The following is a 16,562-nucleotide window of genomic DNA, read 5'->3' as shown; positions in this document are numbered from 1 at the left end:
CAATGAATTTCTATGATAAGCAAAATAATGAGATAATAAGATTTTTAATGGAGCAAAATACTATTTTACAAGAGCAAATTCGTATTTTAACAGAAAGCTCAAAGCAGAAAGATGATATTATATCAGAATTGACTACTATTATTTCATCTCAATCAGTACAAAAAACAGCCGAAGAAAACACTTTTGAAAATATTCAAACAGACACACAGATGACAGTTAAACACTTAGCTGACGAATGGTATACAAATTACGCTGAAAAAAATCATCGTGAAACAACTCGCAATTCAGAAAGATTAATCGCTAATCGGATCAATCATGATTTGGGTGAGAACAGTCTACAAACTATTTCGACTATAACTATCCAATCATATGTTAATAAGTTATCTGAAAAAGGTGGTAATCTACGCACAGGAAATCCATTATCACGAAAAACTATAAAGAATTACATGACGTATCTTACGAATGTTTTTTCGTATGGGGTGAAATACGGATACATAAAAGACAACCCTTGCTCAGATGTTGATATACCCAAAATCAATGGCAATGGCGAAACAATGCGTCCGAAAGAGATTAAAATCTACACCATTGATGAAGCCAAGATATTATTAAGCACATTAAAGCACGTTCAATTCAAATATCAAATATTCTTTACACTTGCTATGCTTACAGGACTACGCAGAGGTGAGATACTAGGTCTTGAATGGAACGATTTTGATTTTGATAAATGCAACGTCAGGATAAAGCGGACTTCAAATTACACGCCAAAAGAGGGTATCTATACAGACGTCACTAAGACCGAAAAATCACAACGTTTTATTAAAATACCGAAAGAACTATCAAAGCTACTGAAGCTCTACCAAAATTCTCAGCAATTTGATTTTCGGAACAGAAAAGGAAAAGGCTTAGAAATTGTCAAAACTGATAGGCTATTCACGCAGGCAAATGGCAAGCCCATGCACCCAAATACGCCTTACAAGTGGCTTGAGAGAATGTGCAAGAAAAATGGTTTACCCTTCTATGGCATTCATACGTTCAGACATCTCAACGCCAGTCTGCAGATAAATGCTGGCATAGACGCTGTAACTGTATCAGCGACACTAGGTCACTCAACCCCAACTACAACGTTAAACATATATAGTCATTGCTTTGAGGAAAGCAAGACGAAATCAGTCGACATTGTCAATACTGCTCTCGGTGGTTTCATTTGACATCGTATCTATCAGCTCAATATTGGCAACTTGGTATAGTGCTTCCATTGCCGCCAAGTCGGTTATTGATATACCAAAAAGCTTTGACAAAACAATAAAGTGCCGTGTTATAGCTTCCGTAGATAGACTTCGCCCGTCCTCTATGTTTTTGAGATAGCGGTCTTTAACGCCAAGCTCTTTAGCAACGTTTTCTCGGGTAAAGTGCATATCTGTACGCAATCTTATCAAATATTCTCTTCTCAACATAAAAAAGTCCTCCTAAAATTATCCAAAAAAGGCAAAAGGGCAAATTTCAAAAATATCAAAAGCCATATATATTACTACATATTCTGAACTAAGTAATATAACAGAATTACTCTATCTGACCTTTTTTAGATATTAATACAAAGTGGGTTATAAATATGAGGGTGCAAATCAGGGACTACCCCCATAATAAAATAAAATCGGCTTATATAATAAAAATTTTCGCAAAAAGGATTGACAAATCCCGTCCGAGGTGTTATTATATAGCTGTTTGAGTTGTGAACTCCCACGAGAACACAAACCATTTGAGCAGGACCTATTGGATCTAGGTCCTGCTTTTTTTATGCAACCTTGTTTACGAGTGATGATGAAGTATGTATTGTCCGTATAATCTCCTGCTCTAGTTCGTTTGAGCTGTTTGCGCACCATGGACCTGTCAATAAGCACCGCTATGACCTTTGACACTTCTGCCTACTCAGCCTGATGAGCGCAGAAAGGTCATTAAGCGATTGATAAAATCTTGCTATATCATTGCACATGAGTTTGCAAAATACTGCATACACATAGAAAAGCTTTGGTGACAATTCGGCAGAGTATGCCTTACGATTATTCATATAGAAATAGTTTTTGCTCAGGTCATAAGGCTTCAACGCATAGTGATATGCCCCTAAACGCCCCTCAGAGCCGTCCAAACGATATTTATGCGTAATTATACCCATTTCTTCAAGACGGCACACAGAGCGTTTTACGCTTGATACAGAGCATTTGCAGGAAGCAGCTATAGTTTCCTGCTTAATGCAAACTTCATAGCCGTTGCTGCTACGCTTGGTATGAGAGCTGACAAGGCTATATAGTTTGCAGGCTACGGCAAAATCTGTGTAATTGCTTCTGAGGTCCGTTATAAAGCTGTTTGGTATGCGCATTTTCTTTCCTCCTTTCCAATATATTTAGGCAACAAAAAAAGGACCTGAAATCCAGATCCTTAAGCATATGTATTGATTACCTTTTCAATGAATTATCTTTTGTCAGGTCTAATGGTTCGTCAATTCATAGCTGTTGCCAAGTCGCAAGCAATCAAGGTTGCTATATTCACAGCTCTTTGCAACATCATAGGATTGCACAAAATCAGGGCAAAAATTTGTGCAAAAATATATCCGCTATTTGTTAAAGTTAATCTCAATGTCATGTTTAAGCAAATCGTATTGCTTTCTGGATATGATTTTCTTTGTAAATGCCTGATTAATCAGTTTTTCCACCGCTGGCTTATTTTTTGCTTCAATAAGGCGGTTGTACTCGCCCTCTGCGCACAACTCGGAACGTGAATTTATTATCTGCAATGCTTCAGTGATCGGTGACGGAGCTGATAACCTCTTATCCGTGTAGTCTGTCGAGCTTGCTTTTGTAACAGATTTTTTTCGGTTTCGGTAAATCTCTTGTCGCTTGTTGTCCCAACGTGTCCGTGAATGACCATCGGAAGATATATAAGCGTCTAGCTTTATCTTGCCCAGTTCCACAATGTGCGCATTATCACAAGGTATCTCTGTCCATTCACGTTCTTTTGGATCATCACTAAAAGGCATTTTCCTATAGATCTGATTTTCAAAGCAGATAGGCAGCACCATAGTCTGACTGCCGTGGCTGTACATTTCTGTGAGCTTCTTTATTTCAGCAGGATCTTTTCGCTTAACAGCCTTATACATATATCCCTTGTTATCTTTGATAGGGATAAAAAGCTTCTGCCATATGCTATCGATAGGATATATCGTTTCTTCAAGACTGTTATACCGAAAATCCATGGTCTTTGCTATCTCTGCTATACTTTGAGCTTTTATGCCAAGCTTGTAAAATGGGTCAAAAACTGTTTTTATAGGATAGCAACGCTGCCTTTTAGTAATAGCTGTTCCAAATGGCAATTCGGATAAATCTTCAGGGCGTATGAGCGGTACGCTATCCACAGAGCCTGCTTGATGAGAAAGAAAGCTATGCAAGTCACCGCTGTATGTAGTATATTCTATTGTCCTGTCACCCAAGGCTGACGAGAAATATTTGTTTGTATCTACGTCAAGAGAATTTATATACACAAGATTACCTGTATTGGAGCGTATAGTCTTGGCAGCATTATTGTACTTTGTATCGAGCTGATTAAGGTCCTGAACGAACAGGTCAAAAAGAAGATTACGTCCTGCACCAACTGTTATCTTTGTATCCATGTCAGGGATATTTACCATGTTTCCAAACTCATCGAGAATGAAATGAACTCTCTGCGGTAACTTCTGCCCGATGAATTTGTTAGCATAGTCAACGAGTGCATTATAGCACTGATTAACGAAAAGCGAAGCTATGACGTGACGGCTTTTCTTTTCATCAGGGACTATCATTATCACTGCCATAGGGTGGTCAGGGTCAGCGAGTTCCTCAAAATTAATTTGATTTCCAGATGTAAGTCGAGATATTCCACTGTCAGAGCCGAATATGGATATATCTGATGAGAGCGTGGTAAAAATACTTGCACGGCAGTCACCCTCTGCAAATCGGGACGTTGCATAAGCCGCTTTTGCCGCAGAGCCACGAGGCAGTGATTTAAAAAGGCTATCAAGAGCATTCACATTTCGCTTCTCGCCATTGACTATCTGCACCTCATTTTCCGTTCCGAACTCAACGAATAGATTGTATATTGAATACATGGAAACATTAGCTAGATTGCCATCGTCATATCCCTTTTCAAGCAAATATAAAATCATCGCAACTAAAAGCGATTTAGCCGATTCAGGCCAAATCGGCTGAGATTGTTCATCGGCTGTGAAGACCGTTGCTAACGATTGCACTTCGTCTATAGTTTTGTCGAGGTCCTCATTATTATCTCTTGCCTTTTTGTATTCATCAATGGCTTTTTGAAGCGGATTCCATAACGATGACATATTTGTATCACGCAGATTTAGAAACACTACTTTATAGCCGTTTTCCCTCAGCATAGCCGTGCAGTTTTCAGCTATCTCACCTTTAGGGTCATTTATTACCATAGAGTGTTTAGCCTGTGACATTGCGATGTGCCTAATCATAGGCATAACAAATGTCTGACCTTTACCTGAACGAGTTGTACCAATAATTAAGCTGTGTATCGTTTCAGCGTCTATGTAGAACTTTCCGTTTTCCTTTGCAATGATGATTCCTGACTTTTTAGCCGACTTCATTTTATCACAATCAAACGAATATAAAACTTTTTCCATTTCTTTAGTATTCATAAAACGCTGCTTGCCCTTTATAGTTTTGTTTTCATTTTTGATACGCCAATGTGTTTCAGAACGCAGCGCAAGCATTATGCCTATGAAAAATGATATCATAATTACCATTGGTAACGGAAAATTATCTGTTGTAATAAAATACGTCCACTTCAAGCGGAAATATTCCACCGCTGTTATACCTTTATGCTTTGCATTTATGAACGTCAGGGATAGGTGAAAATAATTCAGGCACAAGTTTATTACAACATATATCAGACCACCAAAACCAAACGCCTTTAAAAGCCGTACCTTTATTCTGCTTTTATTCAGTTCATCAAAATCATTGTTCATTGTATTTCTCCTAATCTATTGAATAGCTATAGCCGTCCATTTCATTTACAATATTATTTTCATAGTCATATTCTTCCTGCAACTTCTTGATGTGATAGTCATACTCGCTCATGAGTGACTTAACCGAATGCCAACATACATTCATGGCTCGTTTAGAACGAACCAAAGCTTGCTGTGCGCTGAAACTGCGGAATTTTCTCTTGTTGTTTTGCTTTCTCAGCCTTGCTTCTTCACGATTTACTGTAGTCTGAATTATCATTTTTGCAAATTCATTTCCTTTAGCCGCTGATTTTTCGAGATAATATAATCCCTTGTCACGACGTTCTGTCTTGAAGCAAAGCATACCATATGAACACTGTGCATATGGGTCATCGAAGTCAGCCGCTTTTTTCAGCCAATGTTCCGCCTTTTTCAAATCGTCCTTGTTGCTTGTTTCTTTATTCTTTTTTAGATACGCTTTTCCTAGCTTGTACATCGCATACACGTTGTTATCCTCTGCCGAGCGAAGCAAGTGTACCTCTGCCTTTTCGGTGTTGCCTATATCTTCATAATATTTACCCAATCGGTAGTTTGCTTTATCATAACAGCGACTGTCTTTTTTCTCTGCGATCTTGCTGAGTATCTTTATTCCATTATCAATGTTTTCTTCATCATCATAGTTATCAAGCAAAAGCTTTCCAAGCTGATAAGCAAATGTATCGTTCGATCTGCTATGCTTTTTCAGGCAGCTCTGAGCCTGAAGCAATTCATTTTTACTCAGATGTTCTTTGAACTCCTTGTATGCCATTTTTTCTTCTTTTTTAGATACGGCTTTTTCCATTTCTGTAAAGTCACTTTCTTTGACATAATTTTTATCAAGTCTATATTGCAATTTTGCAAGTTCCTGCAGGAGCTTGTTTCCTGCTCGGTTATAAAAATCGTCAAGCTGATTATTTGAGTATTCAAAATAATCAGAGTTTTCGCCATAAAATCTTTTGTACTGTTCGTCTGCCATTTTCAGCTTTTCAACGTATTCATCAAACTCTGCCTGAAGCTTTTCGTTACAGCTAATAATTTTATCAACACACATATCTATCCTGCGCTGATACGGACGAACTTTCACATTATCATATTGCCACGCTGAATGCGGTGGTTTTGGTGGAAGGAGCTTCAACAGTTCTATCATTTCTTTGGACGCTACTATGGAAGAAGAAAACTCAGGTATGAGATTTTTACGCTTGAAAGCCGTAAGCTCAGGTGTCAGCTTTTTTGTCATAATTTCATTAGCAACTGTAGACTTCATTTTCTTAAATGCGTCCTGCTCTAAAAGGTCCTGCCCTTTACCTTTGTATGTTACTGTTCTATCCTCTAGGCGGTGATATTCAAGCAAAGTATAATGAACATGGATATTGTCTGTATCCTCATGAATAGCCGCATACCAATAAGTGTTTTCATTTTTTAGCTTGTTGCTTTTGTCAATCAAGGAATTGATTCCTTTTCTTGCGATATCCATAAGCTTTGCTCGGTCAAGCACTTCACCTATCATCAGACCATTGTCGACTAGAAACTGATTATCGAATGACAGATAGCCCACATATTTCGGACAACCCTCAGATTTACTCTGACGCTCATAATCTCTGTAAGTATCCATTTGTTTTTCTGTGAGCATTGAGTAGTTCGTATCAAAGACGCCATTCTTATTCATGTAATCAATATAGTCTTTATTTACTGTTGCCTGCGACTTAAATGTTTTCTCTTTTTTCGGAAGAAATTTTCCGTCCCTGTTCATATAAGACATTCCGTCAAATCCTTTGGCTATTACCCACTTCTTACTCGTAGGCTGTATCATATCAAGATGAAAAACTACCGCAGGCGTTGTGTGCTTCTTTTTCAATGTATCACCCCTTTTTCTTCTTTTTTAGATACGCCGCCGTTAGCGGCGGTTTGCTTTGTCCACGGACAAACGTCGCATTCTTGCTTCGTAAGTTTCGCATGAGCCTTGCACTGCTTTGCTCACCGCTGCGCCCTCAACCATAGTATCCGCAGACGTGAAAGGAGCGTCCATGAAATTGCATTGAGAATTAACTCCGTCACGGACCTCATAACACATCTTGTATATATCCTCAATACGATTATTGTACTTTGCCATTTGAATGCTGACCATTTGTATTTCTCTCAATAGATCGTCTTTGTCTTTTACTGAGTTTGCATTTGACCTGTCACCTTTTCCTGCACCAAAGTTTTCAGACATTGCGTCCTTTTTTATAAGCCCACGGCGAACGCACTCTGCGTCTATCAAGTATCTTATACATTCACTCGCTGAATGTATTTCAAGGTCACTCATAAGCAAGCTGAGATTTCTCTCAGCGGTATCAGAAAACGAGAATGTTTTTAATTTTTTTGGCATTGAACTTGCACCTCCAACTATTGATTTTCAGGAGAACTTGAATGAATGAATTTTGCTCAGAACATGAACGAATAACCTCAAGGAGCATAAAGGGAGTGGGTACACTCCCTGTGTGAAAGCTCGGTAGTACCGAGCTTTAGGTGAACTTTAAATGGGGCTACTTATTCAGAAAGTTAAATAACTTAAATACCTCTTTTGGAGCAATGTTAAATAACTTAAATACCCCTTTTTCTGACAAATTAAATAACTTAAATAATTTTTTCACTTGAAAATTTCCACATTATAGGATAGACTATTTAACTTAAATAAGAAATTTCAGCTTAAAATCAGCAAAGTTAAATAACTTAAATAGCGTTTTCCCCTTAAAATTTCCTTGCAATATTTGTTATCTAAAAAAGCATGAAGATTTTTGTTCAAAAATCAACGCTTTTTTTGCTTTTCAGACAGCTCAATAAGAGTCAAAAGTTCGTTAGTTTTTAACGTATCATAGTCCACTTCATTGTATTCTGGAAGCATGAAAGTTTCTAGTGTTTCAGTTATTTTTCTAAGCTTTATGATAGTTACATACATATCCTTTATTACTTCTGTTGAAGTATCGTCAAGTTTCTTTATCTCATCTTTGACAATACTGCGGACAACATCAGGAAGAATATCAGATACAAAGCTGTCACTTGCTTCAACGTATTTTTCAATTATTTTGTTGACTAATTTGTTTCGTGACATTTCTTTTTCAGCCGCAATTTTATCGACTTTACTCATCAAATCACTAGACAAACGAATATCTGGCATAATTTTTTACACCACCTTATTCAACTTCTTCACTCTCAGACAAGCGAGTGAAATATTCATTTATGTTGCCATATTTTTTAAGAATTTTATCTGTCAGAGCATATTTTTTTATATTGAAATAATCAGGTACTATGTACATAAAAAAGCCTTGTTCATAGGAATATGGATTGAGTTCAAATGAAACCATAGTGTCAACTAGATTGCTCACTTCTTCTCCTGTCTGACTATAAGATTTAAGATATGAGTGCTTATTTTTCTTAAAAGTTATCTGTATTTTTGTATAAGATTTATCGAAAAACTGACACTCGATTATATCTTCATAACGCACGGTCAATACCTTTTTAGGCGTTGCCCCGACAGAATAATACGTCAGCACCATGTCATTCTCTGTAGCTTGTATCATGAGATTATGAGTGCCTATTTTCTTTGTTATCCCTTTAAGAAGTATCACTGTTGCGCATAAAAAAATCACTGCAACAAGTAATAAATATGTGTCGATAAAATTCAGAAACGGCAGACAGTAAAGGACTAAAAAAGCCATGCTAATGCCAAAGCACACGATAACTTTCTTTCGTGCGCCATTGGTATTTGTTGTTCGTTGTGCTACCATTTCTTTGAAGTTTTCCATGTACTCAGGCGCAGGATACTGATAAATATATTCGTCATTCATTGTATTTCTCCTTTAATTTACTGTCACCATACAGCTTGCTGTTATGGCACTGTTGTCTGCAACACGGACAGTTATTATAGCCTTTCCACTGCTTATTCCATGCACATTTCCGTTGCTGTCTACCTCCGCAATATCAGGTCTGTTACTTTGCCAAATCACTGATTTATTCACAGCATTTGACGGACCTACAACTGCTTTAAGCTGTGCCGTTGAACCTACGTTTATCTTAACATCATTGTACTCATAGATTGTTTCTATCTTTAAAGAACGTGCTTTTATGACCGCTGTTGTAGTTGTTGCAGGCGGTTGATATGGTGGCTCTGTCTGTGCAGGCTCATCATGATAGTATGGCTGTGTTTCAGTATATGTATTGTCATTATGATAGTTATCGTTACCGCCACTTGGCTGTGCTTGTGTGTCCTGCCAATCGTGATTTTCTTGTGGATTTACGTTAACTTTTTTAGTCGATGTCACTGTAGATGTTGTGACCTTTTCAGTTTTCTTTTTGTCAGACTTGCTCTCTGATATACTATCTGTGGTTGATGAATTTTCACTGCGCTTATCCTCTTTTTTATCGTTTTTCAAATCTGATTTAATATCCTTTTTGGCTTCTGTAGTTGTAATTTTTTCAGATGTACTATCTGTCTGTTCTTCAATAACAATGCTCATATCGTCCTGATTATCGTCCTTGCTGTCTATCACTCTGACGTCCTTTTTGTCAAACATAAAATACTGTTCTTTGACTATCTCATCATGGTGTTGCCCCTTTATTACATCACCAAATTCGTCCACTGTGTCCGGATCGTCATAGGCAGCGATCGTACACTTTAACTCAAGGTAAACGTAGTCATATCCTGAAGGAATATCGGATACTGTTATTATCTCTGTAAGGTCATTTTTCTGTGAAACAGTATACTTTTTCAGCATATCTTCTGTATGATATTTGCCATTGTCATCATAGTATCTCAGCGTGTAGTTGCTTATCTCAGGCTTTGAACTTATGCTACCTGAATAGTTGCTTTCCTCTTTTGCCGACAATGCAAAGTAAAGCTCTTTTTTATCTTTAAGATACGTTGCATTTGATATTTTTATATGATAACTACCCATTGCAACTATGCTGTTGTAGTCTACAGTATGGCGCACATAGCGCATAGATTGCACCATAGGTATGATTATAATAACTGCCATAATAGCTATTGAAATGCTCAGAAATGCTATATAAATGGCGTTGTTTCGCTTAATCTTATCCATACTGTACTCACCACTTTCTCACGTTGTACTTGTCACCAAAACGCTTTGCGAGGTTTTTTACTAGCCTGTTTACTGTCAAATAAAGATACTCGCTATCTGTCAGTTTAAAGCCGAAATATTCAATGACTTCCCTTGTGAACGTTTCGATAAATTCTTGCGTTTTTTGCTCAGAACGATACATTTCATCAGCAAGATTTTGAGGACTCCAATTAAGAAGATACATTCGATTGAATATGCTGTCTACTATCTCGTCCCTGTCCTGAGAGTTACCTATGTACATAAGGTCACACTCTGTAGCAGCGTTCTTACAGTGTATTTTGTTCTTGCCTGAGCCTAGTGACAGCAACATTTCTCCTGCTTCAAAATTGTCCGTTGCATATAACTCAGACATAGTAAACTGACCGAAAATGTTATGAAGAATTTCAATACTATCAGATGATTGCTTGAGCAAGAATTTATACTGCACGAGCTGAAATATCTTCTTAACTGTATCCACACTCTCACCAGTGTCGGACGGCATAAAGTCAAGAATTGATTGTGTTGCATACCAAAGTCCTGCATCATATTTTCTTGAGCGACGCTCAAGTTTAAGGATAAAATCAGTACACAATGTGTTTTTGGTATTGATGAAACGATGAGCTTCATCGATAAGGCAGATAACTCTGCGGCGGTCAAGAAGATTTACAAGGTTATTGTTATGAGCAACGTTCTTGCAAACCTCAGACCACATCAACGAGAGTATATTGAAAAGCTGTGCGTTATACACACTCTCGTCCATTTCCGACAATGCTTTCACATTAAATACTATAAGATTTGAATTGTTTATCTCAATGTTTGTATGCGAATCAAACATTGTTCCATATGCACCCGAAACAGATAATTCTTTCACGTACATAAGCAATGTTTTATACAAAGTTATCTCGTCTGCTGAGAGCGTTCCCGAAGAGATCTTTGACGTTATAACATCAACAACGTCAGAAAATATCGGAAAGTTTTCTGGCGAAAGAGAGTTTACATCAGTGTACTTTGTTATACCCTTTTTTTGATAAGTTTCTACAAGGGCAGTTCTAAAAGCTGTCATAACATCATAGGTCATTGTCGGAACGTATTGATACATGAAAGTGCATATTCGTGATATTTCAGATATAAAATTTGTTTCGATAGCACTTTCTTTGGAGAGGAGCTGTTGCTGTGTATCATCATCGTTTTCTTCTTCATCAAGCTTGTTTTCAATTTGACAATCGATAACTGTCCTTATCTGCAGAGGGTTTATAAAGGCACGTCTATCCATTGTAATGACCTGACCGTCATACATCATAGCAAGGTCCTTATACTCACCCTCAATATCAATAGCGAAAACTTTGTTGCCGATTATAAGCTGATTTTGCACCATTGACTTAAGCGTTACAGACTTACCACCGCCCTTCACTCCACAAAGTATCATATCATATGACGAGCGGTATCTGTTACGCAGAAACGAGTCAAGAAAGACAAGTCCGTTTGTCTGTGTGTAGCCCATAAACAATCCATTATCATCAATGTGTTCCTGATAATAAAACGGAAATTCTTTTGCGTATGTATCATAGATAGGCATTGGCGTTTGAATATTATTGCCCTCAACAATAAGTCTTGTAAACTCGGTAAACATCTGATTTTCAGGGACGTAAGAACGTAGTCCATTGTTTGTATCCAACTCTTTCTGCACTACTGCAACACGCTTTTTCAATGCTGACAGGTCTTTATTGAAGATATAAAAACGCAGTGTCATATACACCATGTTTTCAGCACCATTCACTACTGAATTATATATCTCTTGTATCTTTGCAAGTTCTGTCTGAGTATCAATGTTATCAGCCATGCCGAGCCTAATTGCCCAACGAGAGTTAAGCTCGTCCATTGATTGCTTCAACTGTTCCTGAACATCATCACGAGCAGCGGTACACACGTCCCACATAGATACTATGTCACTATATTTCTGTGATACAAGCCGTGTTAAAGCAAGTGGAGCAAGCAATGCAGGAAAACTTTTTATGACAACTGATGTCACATATGTGTTGTTCACCTTAAAATAATTCTGACCGAATTTTACTGTGTCGGGCAGAACATAAGCATTGATATTTTGATAATCAATATCACGATTTTCACAGTCCGAAAAGCTTAAAAGCGTTCTCATAAAGCTTATTGTTGTGTCAAAATTGCACAGAGCCATAGATGTATCAGAAAACGCATTGCAGTATTGCTCTACCGCTGCATAAAGCGTATCAATATCGTTTGCATAAACAAACATATATGCAAGATTACTGCGGTGAGTTCTCTCCAGTTCATCTATTTGTCGAAGCTTCTTATCGAGCATTGCCCTTGTAAATGGGTGCTGTGTTTGCGTTTTTTTGTATTCCAAGAACTCACGTTGCCTTGAAAGGTCAGGTTTCTTGTGACTGAAAATGTATTTATGAGGCAAGTCCAAAAGCTGAGTTGCACTACCGAAAGCATTAAACGCTGATATTTTATCGTCATTGGAATAGTGCATGATATCAATGCCGTAAATAGCCACAACAGACATATACTTTCCGATGTTATTATGCTTTAACCTGAACACATAGTTAGCCGCAAGATTTGTCCTTCCACCGCCAACTGTTGCTAGATCCTGCTCTGTCAAGCGGAATGAATTGAAATTTAAGTATGTACAAAGGCAATTCTTTGCATTCATTTTTACACGCTTATTTTTCCTTTTTTCTTTTCTTAGCTTCACGCTTGTCCTCCTCCTTTTTCAGATAATCAGCACAATCCACATTTCCTGAGCCGTAGTATGTTTTTTTCTGAGCAAAAAACCTCAGAAAGTCAAGCAAGCTTCCTCCAAAGCTCTTGCGAGGGTCTGAGGGAGAGCCTGCCGTACATATCATAAATATGACTAAACAGAACACCACAAATACATATCTCAACGAGCCAAACGCCATTCCTATGAACATTGAAGAAAAGAAAACAGCTATTATGCCAAAAAAACGATACTTTGTCAGATGTTTTGTCAACATGACCTTTGATTTTGTGGTTTTCGGCACTAAGCCTGCCCTTATATCATCATTCATTTACTCTTCCCCTTTCTAAGTTACAAAGGGCAAGCATTACGCCTGCCCCGATTTATTTTCTTTTATTTTCATCACGCATTGCTTTCTCAGCAAATGTAGGCTGTGTTTTTTCTGTTGCCATAGCTGTATCTGCATAGCTTGTTGTATTGCTCTCTGCATGATACTGTCTATCTGCAAATGTTTGATTATTATAGCTACCTGAATTAACAGCTTGTGCTGATAAAGCACTTGTATCCGTGCCAAAGCTTCCACCCGAAGTGCTAATGCTAGGTGGTGTAACTGCACTAGCTGTCTGTGAGCCATCCATGCCTGCGTTAGTGCTGTCCGAGCCAAAAGAGCCTTGCGCCACAGCATTTTCAGATGAACTATTATCGATGTTTGACGAAAATTCACCGCTTTCACCTTGCTCACCCTGTTTGCCATTTTCACCTTGCAAGCCGTCTTTACCATTAAGTCCGTCTATTCCGTTTGTGCCGTCTTTTCCGTCCTTACCACTTGTACCTACACCAAGTTTTTCACCCATTCCCATTGCCTTGCCTGATAAATTTTGTCCTGCACTTTTAGCCACTTCTCCGATAGGTTTGTTAGCAACTTCTCCTGCTTTACCGCCTACGGCTGTGCCATTAGCAGCTGCGCCCATAACGCCATTATTACTTCCAAAGCCGCCTACCATACCGCTGACACCGCCTGCGACAGCTCCGCCAACAGCACCGACAGCACCACGCATTCCTTTTTCGGCTTTATTGTCACTATTTTTAGTATTTGCCATTGAAGCTTTCGCACCATTAATGCCACCTGAAATAGCTCCACCGATACTGCCTGCAACTGCACCGCCTGCTTTTGAAATTCCCTTGCCTGCTATATGACCTAGAGTGTGTCCTGCGCCTGAAGCTATCTGTCCTGCGGAACGCAGACCCATAATAGTTGATACGCCTGACTTAACGCCTGCGTCAATACCAAGAAGATGTACCACAAGGTCAGGTCCGTCAATTACAAATTTACAGCCTGCAACTGTTATGAAAATAACAGCTATTGGGTTTGATAACAGTGATGAGTCCTGAATTTCTGTGAGTATAAGTATATACAAACGTAAATCAAGGACAACTATTATCACGGATAGAAAACAGTTAAGCAAATTCAGTATGACCTTTTTTAGCCGTCCTGCGCCACCCATATCTGTTGCCACAACTATTGGTGCTACTATCTGTGCAAACATTATGTCGTACAACAAGGACGCAAGCTTCAGTCCTGCAAAGATAAGACACACTGCTGTCATTATAAGCATGAAAAGCCCCCATAGAAAATTAACACGATAGAAGTGATTTTTTTCCGTTAAGTGACCGACAGAAACATATTGCCACATTTTATCAAACTGTGCTGACATATCTCCGTCACTAAAATCGGACGCTTCTTTTAATTGTTCAAAACTACCGCCACTATGATGTTCAAATCCATTATCCGCAAAATCTTCGATATTGGAAATGTTAAGTATTTGAATAGCACTCATTGTGTTTCCGTAGAAGTCTAACTCTCTAAATGCGCCTTTACTCAACCTGTTTATAGCTTCCTCAAAAGTATCGGAGTCTTCGCAATACATTATCATGGAAGCCACTTGACTAGCTTGTATATTTATGCCACGATTTTGAAGTTCGTGGGCAGCATTTTCCGCTGCTTCACGAATTAAGTAACATTCAAATGAAGATTGATAATATGGAGCTTGTGAGGTTATAACGTAATAATCTGTTGAATGTCTGTTATCTCCCTCTCCTCGTGTTATTGTTATTTTATATGCGTTATCATCATCTTCTTCCGTATCAGAATTGTCTTGTACTCCAGCGTTAGCCTGCGCCCATGCGACACGCTGTTGCCAAAAAGCATAGTCATCGACAAGGTCTAACAGTTCAAGTTTATGCTCAAAGGTCAAATCATCAAATCTGTATGTAGGAGTCACATCATAATGGTCTGCTGTTGTAACTGTCCTATATTGCGTTTTTGAAGGATCTAAACCTAGATTAATATTCATTGAGTACACAGTGTTAGGATTTACACCAAATGACGATACTTGACTTTGTTTTACCAATTTATTTTGATTTATGCTGCTATTCACGTTGTAAATATTGCTTGCGAGAATATACTCACCTATCGTCCTATTTGTTGCAGTATCTTTTGTTGTATTATCCTTTGCAAACTGCACACCCACAGTTTTAAGGTCACTAAATGATGAAACGAGTATCGGCAATGCGATAAGGAAAAACAGTGACGTCAAGATATTTCGTACATAGTCTGTTATGTGTATCTTATCTGCATTGACGATGATAAGTATTCCTATAAGCACCACTGTCATTCCTGCCAACGCCCACGCTATAGGGTATATAATAGTATCTATGTTAAATACGTCTTTTATAACGTTGTAAAGATTAAAATTCAGCACCTGATCCACAGCTTCTGAAATGTAATCCACAACATATGCAAGCCATTTCAGCAACGTATACTCAACATTCTGTACCATTTCTCCGTGCCAAGTTTTCTTGACGATTATCTCCTGCACTTCAGGCAGAAGTGTACGAGGGTCAGCCGCAAATGCAAGTATGCTCAATGACATTGTGCTTATAAGCAGTGTTATGAATACAGAAAACGCATATTTTTTCGTTTTTGATACTCTCATTATATTCTGACTCCTCGTTCATCGTTAAGATTTCTGAAATTTTCATTTCTCAAATCAATAATTGCACTATCAACATTTACCAAATCAGCATGATAACCGATAAGGCTACGATTATTACGGATAATGTCGATTTTATTATCACTTGCGTTCGTCACGCAAGTCGCATTTTCAGAGCCTAAGCTGAAATTTCTATAGATTACATACACATTATTGCAATCAATAGCGTTGTCCTCTATGCACTTTTTTAAATCAGCATTATTCTCAATGGAATTTTCATTTACATTGTGTCCTGATGTTACTGCATAGTATGTATTTTCCTCCGTAAACAGCTCAAATTCTGTATACAGTATGCGATTATGCTCCAAATCAAGTGCATTTGATAAGTCTTTAAACGTTGTCATATCATTATTAATGAATGAAGTATATTTCCAATCTGTCATGAAAGGCTTAAAACTATTCTTGATAAAATTCTGATACTGTTCATTATCCCTGTTAGGTTCGCTCTCAATATAATCCTGTATAATAAAACTTGACACATACAAAACAATCAAAGTATAATAAAAACAAAGGAGTGTGTCATCAATGGGAACAGGAAAACAATATGATGAAGAGTTTAAAAAGCAGGCAATAAAGCTCGCAAAGGAGATTGGCACCAAGGCAGCAGCAGATGAGCTGTGCATCCCCAAAGGGACGCT

13 protein-coding genes are annotated in these 16,562 nt (G+C 38.1%); 1 reads left to right on the top strand and 12 read right to left on the bottom strand.

The genetic code is table 11. The features are described from left to right. A partial coding sequence (locus DW793_RS11690; RefSeq protein WP_118158225.1) for a tyrosine-type recombinase/integrase occupies positions 1-1,208 on the top strand: 1,208 nt, incomplete at its 5' end. On the opposite strand, the gene DW793_RS11685 is transcribed toward DW793_RS11690, so the two are convergent. The 12 genes from DW793_RS11685 to DW793_RS11630 all read right to left on the bottom strand — a co-directional run bounded on the left by DW793_RS11685 (position 1,167) and on the right by DW793_RS11630 (position 16,403). Continuing rightward, entirely contained in the window at positions 1,167-1,454 is a 288-nt protein-coding gene (locus tag DW793_RS11685; protein ID WP_117891378.1) for a helix-turn-helix domain-containing protein, read from the bottom strand. The genes DW793_RS11690 and DW793_RS11685 overlap by 42 nt on opposite strands. Before the next feature lie 446 nt (positions 1,455-1,900). Further along, entirely contained in the window at positions 1,901-2,374 is a 474-nt protein-coding gene (locus tag DW793_RS11680; protein WP_118158224.1) for a helix-turn-helix domain-containing protein, read from the bottom strand. Between the two features lie 234 nt (positions 2,375-2,608). Continuing rightward, complete coding sequence (locus DW793_RS11675) at positions 2,609-5,023, bottom strand: VirD4-like conjugal transfer protein, CD1115 family (RefSeq protein ID WP_118158223.1); 2,415 nt, start codon at positions 5,021-5,023, stop codon at positions 2,609-2,611. 10 nt (positions 5,024-5,033) lie between these two features. After that, entirely contained in the window at positions 5,034-6,896 is a 1,863-nt protein-coding gene (mobL, locus tag DW793_RS11670; protein ID WP_118158222.1) for a relaxase MobL, read from the bottom strand. Between the two features lie 39 nt (positions 6,897-6,935). Further along, complete coding sequence (locus tag DW793_RS11665; RefSeq protein ID WP_022288321.1) at positions 6,936-7,409, bottom strand: hypothetical protein; 474 nt, start codon at positions 7,407-7,409, stop codon at positions 6,936-6,938. Between the two features lie 420 nt (positions 7,410-7,829). Continuing rightward, a complete protein-coding gene (locus DW793_RS11660; protein WP_022288322.1) occupies positions 7,830-8,198 on the bottom strand; it encodes a hypothetical protein in 369 nt (122 codons plus the stop codon). Between the two features lie 16 nt (positions 8,199-8,214). Next, positions 8,215-8,868 carry a hypothetical protein gene (locus tag DW793_RS11655; protein WP_117891373.1) on the bottom strand — a complete coding sequence of 218 codons (654 nt, stop codon included), beginning with the start codon at positions 8,866-8,868 and terminating at the stop codon, positions 8,215-8,217. A 12-nt stretch (positions 8,869-8,880) separates the two neighbouring features. Beyond that, the gene (locus DW793_RS11650) at positions 8,881-10,119 is read right to left on the bottom strand and encodes an Ig-like domain-containing protein (RefSeq protein ID WP_118158221.1); all 1,239 of its coding nucleotides are present in this window, start codon (positions 10,117-10,119) and stop codon (positions 8,881-8,883) included. 7 nt (positions 10,120-10,126) lie between these two features. Then, positions 10,127-12,868, bottom strand: coding sequence for a VirB4 family type IV secretion system protein (locus DW793_RS11645; RefSeq protein WP_118158220.1), 2,742 nt, complete (start codon positions 12,866-12,868; stop codon positions 10,127-10,129). Then, a complete protein-coding gene (locus DW793_RS11640; RefSeq protein ID WP_118158219.1) occupies positions 12,837-13,202 on the bottom strand; it encodes a hypothetical protein in 366 nt (121 codons plus the stop codon). Before DW793_RS11640 ends, DW793_RS11645 begins: the two co-directional genes overlap by 32 nt. Positions 13,203-13,254: 52 nt before the next feature. Then, entirely contained in the window at positions 13,255-15,867 is a 2,613-nt protein-coding gene (locus DW793_RS11635; protein WP_118158218.1) for a collagen-like protein, read from the bottom strand. Then, positions 15,867-16,403: a hypothetical protein gene (locus DW793_RS11630; protein WP_147342199.1), complete on the bottom strand. Its 537-nt coding sequence runs from the start codon at positions 16,401-16,403 to the stop codon at positions 15,867-15,869. Before DW793_RS11630 ends, DW793_RS11635 begins: the two co-directional genes overlap by 1 nt. Between the last annotated feature and the right edge of the window lie 159 nt (positions 16,404-16,562).

Origin of the sequence: Ruminococcus sp. AM31-15AC, assembly GCF_003462045.1 — a bacterium.
In the GTDB taxonomy this organism is placed as follows: Bacteria; Bacillota; Clostridia; order Oscillospirales; family Ruminococcaceae; genus Hominimerdicola; species Hominimerdicola aceti.
The sequence above is the reverse complement of the archived record's forward strand: the minus strand, read 5'-3'. Positions and strand labels throughout refer to the sequence as shown.

What these genes read in the sequence shown, in the direction of transcription:
- DW793_RS11685 (WP_117891378.1), bottom strand. Translation starts at nt 1,454, where the DNA reads ATGTTGAGAAGAGAATATTTGATAAGATTGCGTACAGATATGCACTTT.
- DW793_RS11680 (WP_118158224.1), bottom strand. Translation starts at nt 2,374, where the DNA reads ATGCGCATACCAAACAGCTTTATAACGGACCTCAGAAGCAATTACACA.
- DW793_RS11675 (WP_118158223.1), bottom strand. Translation starts at nt 5,023, where the DNA reads ATGAACAATGATTTTGATGAACTGAATAAAAGCAGAATAAAGGTACGG.
- DW793_RS11665 (WP_022288321.1), bottom strand. Translation starts at nt 7,409, where the DNA reads ATGCCAAAAAAATTAAAAACATTCTCGTTTTCTGATACCGCTGAGAGA.
- DW793_RS11660 (WP_022288322.1), bottom strand. Translation starts at nt 8,198, where the DNA reads ATGCCAGATATTCGTTTGTCTAGTGATTTGATGAGTAAAGTCGATAAA.
- DW793_RS11655 (WP_117891373.1), bottom strand. Translation starts at nt 8,868, where the DNA reads ATGAATGACGAATATATTTATCAGTATCCTGCGCCTGAGTACATGGAA.
- DW793_RS11650 (WP_118158221.1), bottom strand. Translation starts at nt 10,119, where the DNA reads ATGGATAAGATTAAGCGAAACAACGCCATTTATATAGCATTTCTGAGC.
- DW793_RS11640 (WP_118158219.1), bottom strand. Translation starts at nt 13,202, where the DNA reads ATGAATGATGATATAAGGGCAGGCTTAGTGCCGAAAACCACAAAATCA.
- DW793_RS11635 (WP_118158218.1), bottom strand. Translation starts at nt 15,867, where the DNA reads ATGAGAGTATCAAAAACGAAAAAATATGCGTTTTCTGTATTCATAACA.